This is a genomic window from Streptomyces sp. NPDC048612 (assembly GCF_043199295.1).
Classification (GTDB): domain Bacteria; phylum Actinomycetota; class Actinomycetes; order Streptomycetales; family Streptomycetaceae; genus Streptomyces.
This window is the reverse complement of the sequence record NZ_JBICVV010000056.1, coordinates 1-7,669: the sequence shown is the minus strand read 5'-3', so window position 1 is coordinate 7,669 and position 7,669 is coordinate 1. Positions and strand designations below refer to the sequence as shown.

7 protein-coding genes are annotated in these 7,669 nt (G+C 72.1%); 3 read left to right on the top strand and 4 right to left on the bottom strand.

The genetic code is table 11. The features are described 5' to 3' along the window. Window positions 1-150: 150 nt before the first annotated feature. From ACGFN2_RS35820 to ACGFN2_RS35805, 4 genes are all read right to left on the bottom strand, one after another. Window positions 151-1,695 (bottom strand): DUF2079 domain-containing protein, encoded by a 1,545-nt coding sequence (locus tag ACGFN2_RS35820; protein WP_393367160.1) that lies wholly within the window; start codon window positions 1,693-1,695, stop codon window positions 151-153. 290 nt (window positions 1,696-1,985) lie between these two features. After that, window positions 1,986-2,501 (bottom strand): DUF6415 family natural product biosynthesis protein, encoded by a 516-nt coding sequence (locus tag ACGFN2_RS35815; RefSeq protein WP_393367158.1) that lies wholly within the window; start codon window positions 2,499-2,501, stop codon window positions 1,986-1,988. 65 nt (window positions 2,502-2,566) lie between these two features. Further along, window positions 2,567-3,751 (bottom strand): helix-turn-helix domain-containing protein, encoded by a 1,185-nt coding sequence (locus ACGFN2_RS35810; RefSeq protein WP_393367156.1) that lies wholly within the window; start codon window positions 3,749-3,751, stop codon window positions 2,567-2,569. Between the two features lie 121 nt (window positions 3,752-3,872). Further along, window positions 3,873-4,511 (bottom strand): HAD family hydrolase, encoded by a 639-nt coding sequence (locus tag ACGFN2_RS35805; RefSeq protein ID WP_393367154.1) that lies wholly within the window; start codon window positions 4,509-4,511, stop codon window positions 3,873-3,875. 187 nt (window positions 4,512-4,698) lie between these two features. On the opposite strand from ACGFN2_RS35805, the gene ACGFN2_RS35800 reads away from it, so the two are divergent. The 3 genes from ACGFN2_RS35800 to ACGFN2_RS35790 all read left to right on the top strand — a co-directional run bounded on the left by ACGFN2_RS35800 (window position 4,699) and on the right by ACGFN2_RS35790 (window position 7,533). Then, entirely contained in the window at window positions 4,699-5,337 is a 639-nt protein-coding gene (locus tag ACGFN2_RS35800) for a SurA N-terminal domain-containing protein (RefSeq protein ID WP_362608888.1), read from the top strand. Window positions 5,338-5,426: 89 nt separating this feature from the next. Continuing rightward, on the top strand, window positions 5,427-6,482 hold the full coding sequence (locus ACGFN2_RS35795) for a nucleoside triphosphate pyrophosphohydrolase (protein ID WP_362608886.1): 1,056 nt from the start codon (window positions 5,427-5,429) through the stop codon (window positions 6,480-6,482). A gap of 310 nt (window positions 6,483-6,792) precedes the next feature. Further along, on the top strand, window positions 6,793-7,533 hold the full coding sequence (locus ACGFN2_RS35790) for a hypothetical protein (protein WP_393367151.1): 741 nt from the start codon (window positions 6,793-6,795) through the stop codon (window positions 7,531-7,533). The last annotated feature ends 136 nt before the right edge of the window (window positions 7,534-7,669 follow it).

The window sequence follows — 7,669 nt, the reverse complement described above, 5'->3', positions numbered from 1 at the left end:
TCGGACGTAAAGCGAAGCAGTCCGAACACCCACCCCGGAGGCCCCGAACCCGTCACCCACCACACACCGGGGCCCCACCCCACCAACCCCCTCCCGCCGAAGGCGAAAAACAGGTCACGGCGGGGCCACCCGACAACGTGGGAGGCGGCGCTACGAGCGCAAAGAGGTGCGGTGGAGGACCACCAAGTCGGCCGTGTCGCCGAGCAGTACATACGTCGAGCGCGGATGCCGCGCCGCGGCATCCGCGAGCGCTTGGCGGGGCGAGGCCTCGTCCCGTAGCTGGAGGGCGATGTAGTCGGGCGACAGCCCGCCCGTGTCGCCGGTCCAGAAGACGCGGGTGCGGTGGACGAGGCGGCTGAGCGGGCGGATGTCGGACTCCACGGTCGCCCCGTCGGGGATGCGGCCCAGCAGCTTCTCGTCGGCGGTGACGACCGTCGGGGTGCTGTAGGTGGCGGGTTCGGTGAGGCGGCTCAGGGGGAGGGCGGAGGTCAGTGCGAGGGCCGTGGCGAGGACGGCGGCCGGCAGGTGGTGGGCGTACGAGCGGAGCCAGGGGCGGGCCGATACCCGTACTCGCGGCAGGGCGTCGATCAGCGCGAGGAAGACGACCGGCATCAGGACGGCGCTGTAGTGCCAGTCGGTGCCCCAGTAGTGGGGCTCGTGCGAGAGGAAGCGCCAGCCCAGGGTGGGCAGGGCGACCAGGAGGAGCGGGGAGCGCAGCGCGAGCATGCCGGTGGTGGGCAGCAGCACCCACAGGGTGGTGCGGACGGCGGTGTCGAGGGGGATGGTGGCCCCGGCACCCTCGGCGCCGAACTTGCTCCAGTAGTCGTACGAGCCGGAGCCGTTGAAGGCGGGTATCAGCAGGCCGAGGGTGAGCGCGGTGGCGGTGATGCCGAAGGCGACCAGGCCGATGGCCAGGGGGCTGGCCCGCCGGGTGCGGAGCAGAGCGAGCGCGCCGATGGTGGCCGCGGTCACCCCGAGGTCCTCCTTGACCAGCACCAGGGGCGCGGCCCAGCAGACCACCGCGGTCCACCGTCCGCGCAGCACCGCTTCCAGTGCGAAGGCGATCAGCGGCACCGCGAAGGCGATCTCGTGGAAGTCGAAGTCGACGGCCTTCTGTACGCCCCAGGACATGCCGTAGGCGACGCCGAGGGCCAGGCCGGGGACGCGGCCCAGGTAGCGGGCGGCGGCGCGGGCGACCGGCAGCACGGACAGCGCGAACAGTGCGGCCTGCGCGGTCAGCAGGGTCAGGGGGGAGGGGAACAGCCGGTAGAAGGGGGCGAGGACGACCAGTACGGGGCTGAAGTGGTCCCCGAGGATGTTGGTGCCGGGGCCCTTGAGGTCGACGATCGGGGCCTGGAAGTGGGCGTAGCCGCGTATGGCCTGTTCGAAGATGCCCACGTCCCAGGAGGAGAGGGACAGGGTCCGGAACCGGTGGTAGGACAGCAGCGCGAACGCGACGAAGAAGAACGCGGCGGCCCAGTAGGGGTCGAGGTGCGGGGCGCGGAGGGGCGCGGTCCGGGTACGCAGGCGCTCGGCGGCGCGCCGCAGCCGCCCGGACGCGGAGGGCGGTGCGCCGGCGGCCGGGGCCGCGGGGGCGTCCGGCTCGGCGGTCCGCTGTGACGGGATGGTGCCCCGGTCGGCTCCCGGAATCCGGCCGGGGGCGTCGCCCCCGGCCGTTGCTGCCGCCCTGTCCATGCGGAACCTCACTCTCCCCTGCTCGAAAAGATACTCGAAGCGGCTGACCGGCCCGCCCGGTAGCCGCTACGCGGCCGGCAGTGGGTCAGACGGCTGCACGGGGCGGCGCGTTCCCGGGGGGGGAGGGCCGCCGGCCGGGTACCGCGGATTCGCGGTACCGGGCCGGGGAGGGGAGCCGGTGGATCGGCGGGCAGGCTTCCAGCGCACGGTGTCGGGCCGGGGAGGGTGCAGGGATCAAGCCGGGGCGGGCGGCTCGACTTGCCGTCCCGGAGCGCTATGACCCGTGCCCGCTACACCTCGGGGTGTGGCAGCGAGGCGTCGGTTTCAGGGGTGACGGCGTGTTCAGCGCCGCCTCCGTACTCGTCCAGGAGCCATTGACAGTCCAACGCGAGCTGGGCGATCTGGACGTGTGCTGACAGCACTCCCTCCCCGAGGCCCCGCCCGGCCTGAAACCGGATACCGCTCAACCGGCCCGTCAGCAGGGACCACTCCATACTGCCGCGCCACATCAGATCCGCTGAGTCCTTGGCTTCCACCAGCAGCTCGGCGATGTGTCCCCGGAGCAACAGTTCCAGGTCGGCAAGCTCACGTGGCTCCGCTGACGATCCACGCAGGGCTTGAGCCTCGTCGATCGTGGACTGGACGGTGGCAATGTCGATCGGGTGCGTGGGCCGACCCGGTCGGTGGCGCCTCCTCGGGCTGGCGGGAGCCTGCTGGGACCTCAGCGTCTGGCCCCCGTCAGGCGGACGATCGTGGTGCTGACCGGTCGGTGCGGTAGTGGGTTGAGTCACCTTGGTTCCCCTCATCTGGGCGTATGAGGATCGTGGCCCAGCGCAAGGGGAGAAAGTGACCCGGTGAGGGTCGGTCAGGATCAGCCTGTGGCATGGCACCATTCGGCGAAGCTCGTGAGCGACTCGGCGTCGGTGCGCTTCAACCGCCGCAGGGTGGCGGCATCTTGGCGGACCCACTGATGCTCGCGTGCGTGCTGTGGCGCGATGCTCCGCGCATGCTTCAGGGATGCGAAGGCGTGATCCGGATGCCCTGCCCACAGTTGGGCGCGGGCGAGTTCGATGTAGAACCCGGAACGCCGTTCGGCAGGAAGACTGAGAGGGGGCTGCCAGGCAGCCGCGACCTCCAGGGCGCGTCGTGCATGGCCGCCGCCAAGACTGACCGCCACGGACACTTCGTGGATGCGCACGCTGTCGGGGCCGAATGCGGTGCCGCGGTAGACGGATTCCGGTACCCGGTCGCCGAGAGCACGGGCACAGTCCAGGTGGGTGCCTGCCGCGTCGGCCTGCCCCGTTCGGCCGGCGATGACGGCTGCCCGCATATGTAAGGCGCCACGAGCAGCCAGTGCGGCGGTATCGCCAGAGGCCGGTACGGCGTCCAGGGCCAGCTCCAGCGCGCGGAGACCTGCGTGATGGGCACGGGCGGCAAAGAAGGTTTCGGTACGGACGTAGGCCACCGTCGCGTCCACCAGCGGGTCCCCGGCCCGGTGCGCCGCCCAGCGCATCACCTCGATGAGCCGGGCGGACAGGTCAAGGGCGCCGTATTTGTAGGCAACGGCATCCGCCGCCCGGTATGCGCTGACGAGCAGGCTGGCCACGGTTCCGCTGTCACCATCCGGCATGCGGTACAGCGCTCGGGACAACTCGGCCAGGAGCGCCGGTAGTTTGCGGCTGATGCGCACGTACTCGGCCCCCAGCCGCCATCTTTCTGCCTCGGAGACCGCGATGTGCAATTCGGTGAGGGAACGCACCGGCCCGTCGTCCGGCATGTCGTACGTGGCGAGCACGGCGGACAGGAGGGGCATCGCCTGGTTCACACGGTCTTCAGCGCGGTCGTAGCGGGGGAGCAGGACGGAGGGGTCGACTCCCAGAGCCGCTGCGAGCGATTCAAGAACGGTGTCTCCGGCTCCGCGGGCTCCTCGTTCGATCTTCCGGAGCGTCCCGAGGTGAATCTGCGCGGCGTCGGCGAGTTGCTGTTGAGTGAGGCGGGCCATCCGGCGTCGGTAGGCGATGCGCTTGCCTACACCGGTGTGAGCTTCGACGGCCATGGGGACTCCGTTCGGTGCAGCGACTCCGCACGGTACCCGCTTCGTGACACACAGGTGCGCGAACGAGCCCCTTCCGCAAGGACGTTGAGGTCGGGCGCGTCAGCCGCCCAGTGACCGTCCCTCAGCCGGACACCAACGGCAGCAGGTCATCAAGCCCCTCGATGCGCCAGTCCGCGGTTGCGGCTTCAGGGGTGTCGGCCCAGAGGTGCCCCCAGGGGCCGCGTCGCAGATGCGCGGTCCGGAGGCCGGCGGCGGCGGCCGGTGCGATGTCGTTGGCCGGGTGGTCCCCGACGTAGACGATGCGGTCGGGGGCGGTCTCGGCGAGCGCGATCAACCGCGTGAAGAATTCCGGCGCTGGTTTGGCGACGCCCCACTCGCCCGATGTGGCGAGGGCATCGACCGGCAGATTCAGGCCGCGCAACAACTCGCCCGCGCGAACGGTCTGATTCCCGGCGACAAGGACCCGGAAGCCGGCCGCGCGCAAGGCAGCGAGCGCCGGCCGGACATCGGGGTACAGGTCGCTCTCGTCAAGCGTCTCCCCGCGCCCCGCTTCCTCCCTCGCGGCGTACTCCGCGGCCAGGTCGATGCCGGGCTTGAGCAGGCGGACGGCGTCGGCGTTGTCCCGCCCCTGGGCGACCATGGCCCCGACCAGGGCGGACAGGGTGTGGCGTGGCACATCGAGCCAGTCGGCCCACGCTGCCCAGTATCGATCGTCGCTGGTCAGGGTCTCACCGACATCGAATACCACCGCTTCGATCATGCCGCCCACCCTACGACCGCCAAAAACGGAGAAGTCCGCCGACGGTGACGGCGACGAGAAGGAGCGCCGGAGCAGAAACCGCCCCCGCCCCAGATCGTTGGCCGAAGCAGTGGCCTGGGCCACGCCGACTCCATAGCATCGATCAATCAAGGTCGAGACTCCGTCGCACGATCTGCCGGGAGGCCAAGTGTTCCGCCGAAGGACAGCGCTCTCCGTATCCACCGCCGCCGCCCTGCTGGCCGCGACCCCGTTGCTCGCCGCCTGTGGGAACGACGCCCATCCCGGTGCCGCGGCCATCGTGGACGGGAAGCGGATCACCGTCTCGCAGTTGCAGGCGAAGGTGCGGGACGTGCGCGACGCCCAGGCCGAGTCCCCGCAGGGCGGCCAGATGATCATGACCAGCGGGCGGCTGAGCCTGGCCACCCTCAACGGCATGATCTTCGACGAGGTGCTGGCGCGCGGCGCGAAGGACGCCGGGGTGACGGTCAGCCGCAACGACGTCCAGAAGTGGCGGGCCAAGGCCGAGCAGCAGGCCGGCGGCGCCGCGCGGCTGAAGGCGATGTGGCTCCAGCAGGGCGTCGCCCCCGACGAGATCGACGCCATGGTCCGCAACCAGCTGATGCTCGACGGCGTCGCCGAGCATCTGCACGCGGACCGCCGGGCGCCGCAGGGTCAGCAGAAGCTCGCCCGCGCGCTGGCCACGACCTCCCGGTCCATGGGGATCGACGTCAATCCGCGGTTCGGCAAGTGGGACGACCGGCAGGTCATCCTCGGCGAGACCAAGGACCCGTGGATCACGGGGGAGCCCGCGAAGCAGCAGGCCTGAGCTGACGCCGCACGGCCGGCGGCCGGGGCCGGACACCGCCCGCACGGCCGGCGCCGGGCGGTGTCAGTGGGGTGCGTTACGTTCGAGGCGTGAACGCTGACGCCTCCGCCGCCCACACCGGCGCCGAAGCCCGCCCCGAGGGCACCGGCACCGGCCGCCTGGTCCTGCTCACCACCAGCCACCGGGTCGCCCCCGGACTCCTCTCCTGGCCCGCCTGGCAGATCGTCCGCGCGGCCGACCGCGTGCTGAGCGCCGATCCGGACCATCCGCAGCTGCCCTATCTGCGGGAGGCCGGCATCGAGGTGGAGACCGCCGCCCCCACCGCCCGCGAACTGGTCGACTACTGCGTCCCGGAGGACCGTACGGCCGTCGTGCTGACCTCGGCGGACGGTGAGAGCGCGCTGACCGACGGCCTGGCCCGGCTGGCCGGCTCCGGCCGCGAGACCATGCCGGACCTGGAGCTGCTGCCCGGCTCCTACGACCTGCCCGGTGCCCGGCTGCTCGACCTCGTCCAGGTCATGGACCGCATCCGCGCCGAGTGCCCCTGGAGCAGCGTCCGTACGCACCGTGACCTCGCCAAGTACGGCATCGAGGAGGCGTATGAGCTGGTGGAGGCGATTGAGGAGGGGGACCGCGCGGAGCTGAGGGAGGAGCTCGGCGATGTGCTCCTCCAGGTGGTCTTCCACGCCCGGATCGCTCAGGACGATCCGGACGAGCCGTTCTCCATCGACGACGTGGCGGGCACGATCGTGGAGAAGCTGCTCCACCGCCACCCCCATGTCTTCGGGGAGGCGGACGCGGCCACCCCGGAGGATGTCAAGGCGCACTGGCTGCGGACGAAGGCGGAGGAGAAGCAGCGGGAGTCGGTGACCGAGGGCGTCCCGCTGGCGCAGCCGGGGCTGGCGCTCGCGGCGAAGCTGGCCTCGCGGGTGCGGTCGGCCGGGCTGGACGTGACCCCGCCGGCGGGTGACGGGATCGGCTACGAGCTGCTGGCGATGGCGATACGTGCCGAGGCGGACGGTGTCGACCCCGAGGCCGCGCTGCGGGCGGCGGCGCGGGCCTACCGGGACGCGGTGCTGGCGGTGGAGGGCGTCGCCGGTCAGGACGCGTCCGACTCGTCCGACGCATCCGACGGGTCTGTCTGACGTCTGCGTGTTCTGCTGACGTCTGCGTTTCCTGACCGTTCCGGTCGCTGGGGAGGGGGTGGGACGGCTGACGGTCACGGCCATCACCTTGAGCGGGCGGACGGCCCCGGTTCGGTTCCGGCAGGCGGCCGGGGCATTCCCCACCAGGCGGCCGCGCCCGGCTCTTCGGGTTCGCTCTGGTGTCCTTCCGCGCTGCTCGCGCCCGTGTTAGCCGGACGTTAGCGCAGTGGCAGTGCCGCGACAGTGGGTCCGGTCAGAGTGGGTGACGTACCGAGGAGACCACGTCACCGACTGTCCTGGGGGACCCGAAATGAGCTCCAGCACCACTGCCCGCACCGCCCGTCGCCGCACCCTGCGCATGGCCGCCCTGGCCCTGACCGCAGCCGCCGGCCTCACGCTGACCGCCTGCTCCGGGTCGGAGGCCGCGGGCACGAAGCCCGCGGACAAGTCGGACACGGCTGCTTCCGTCGAGGCCGGCGGCGCGGGTTCCTCCTCGGCGCCGCAGGGCTCCGGTGCCCCGGCAAGCCCCGGCGCGAAGTCGGATGCCAAGTCCGACGCGAAGGCCGACGCCAAGCCCGGCGCGGCGGGCGGGCAGTCGGGCGGCGCGCACGCCACCGGCGGTGGCAAGGCGGCATCCCAGGTCCGCACCCAGCGCCTGGCGGACGGCGTCAGCACGGCCGAGATCACCAAGGTCGGCTCCCAGCACTACCGTGCCAAGATCGTCGCCCGCGGTTCGGTCCTGGCCACGCTGGAGGCGAAGGGGCAGGACGCCGGGCTCGACGCCAACGACATGTTCCTCGTGCTCACGGCGGACGGCCAGGTCCGTTCCTGGATGGGCGGCGGACACCAGGGGCCGGGCACCTTCAAGATCACGGGCGGCTGGACGGTCAAGGTCACGAAGGTCGGCGAACTCCACTACCGCGCGCAGTTCATCAGCCCGAGCGGCGACGCGGACGACACGGTGGAAGCGAACCAGCACGACATCGGGTTCGTCGCCAACGGCGTGAACGTCGTGCTCAGCGCCGGCGGCGTGCTCAGCGCCCACAGCTGAAGGCCCGCCTCACCGCGGCGGGGGGGGGGGGGGCGCCGCCCCCGGGGGGGGGGGGCCCCCCCCGCGGGGCGGGGGGGGGGGGGCGCCCGGCCCCCCCCCCCCCCCCCCCGGGCGCCGGCCCCGCGCCCGCCCGGCC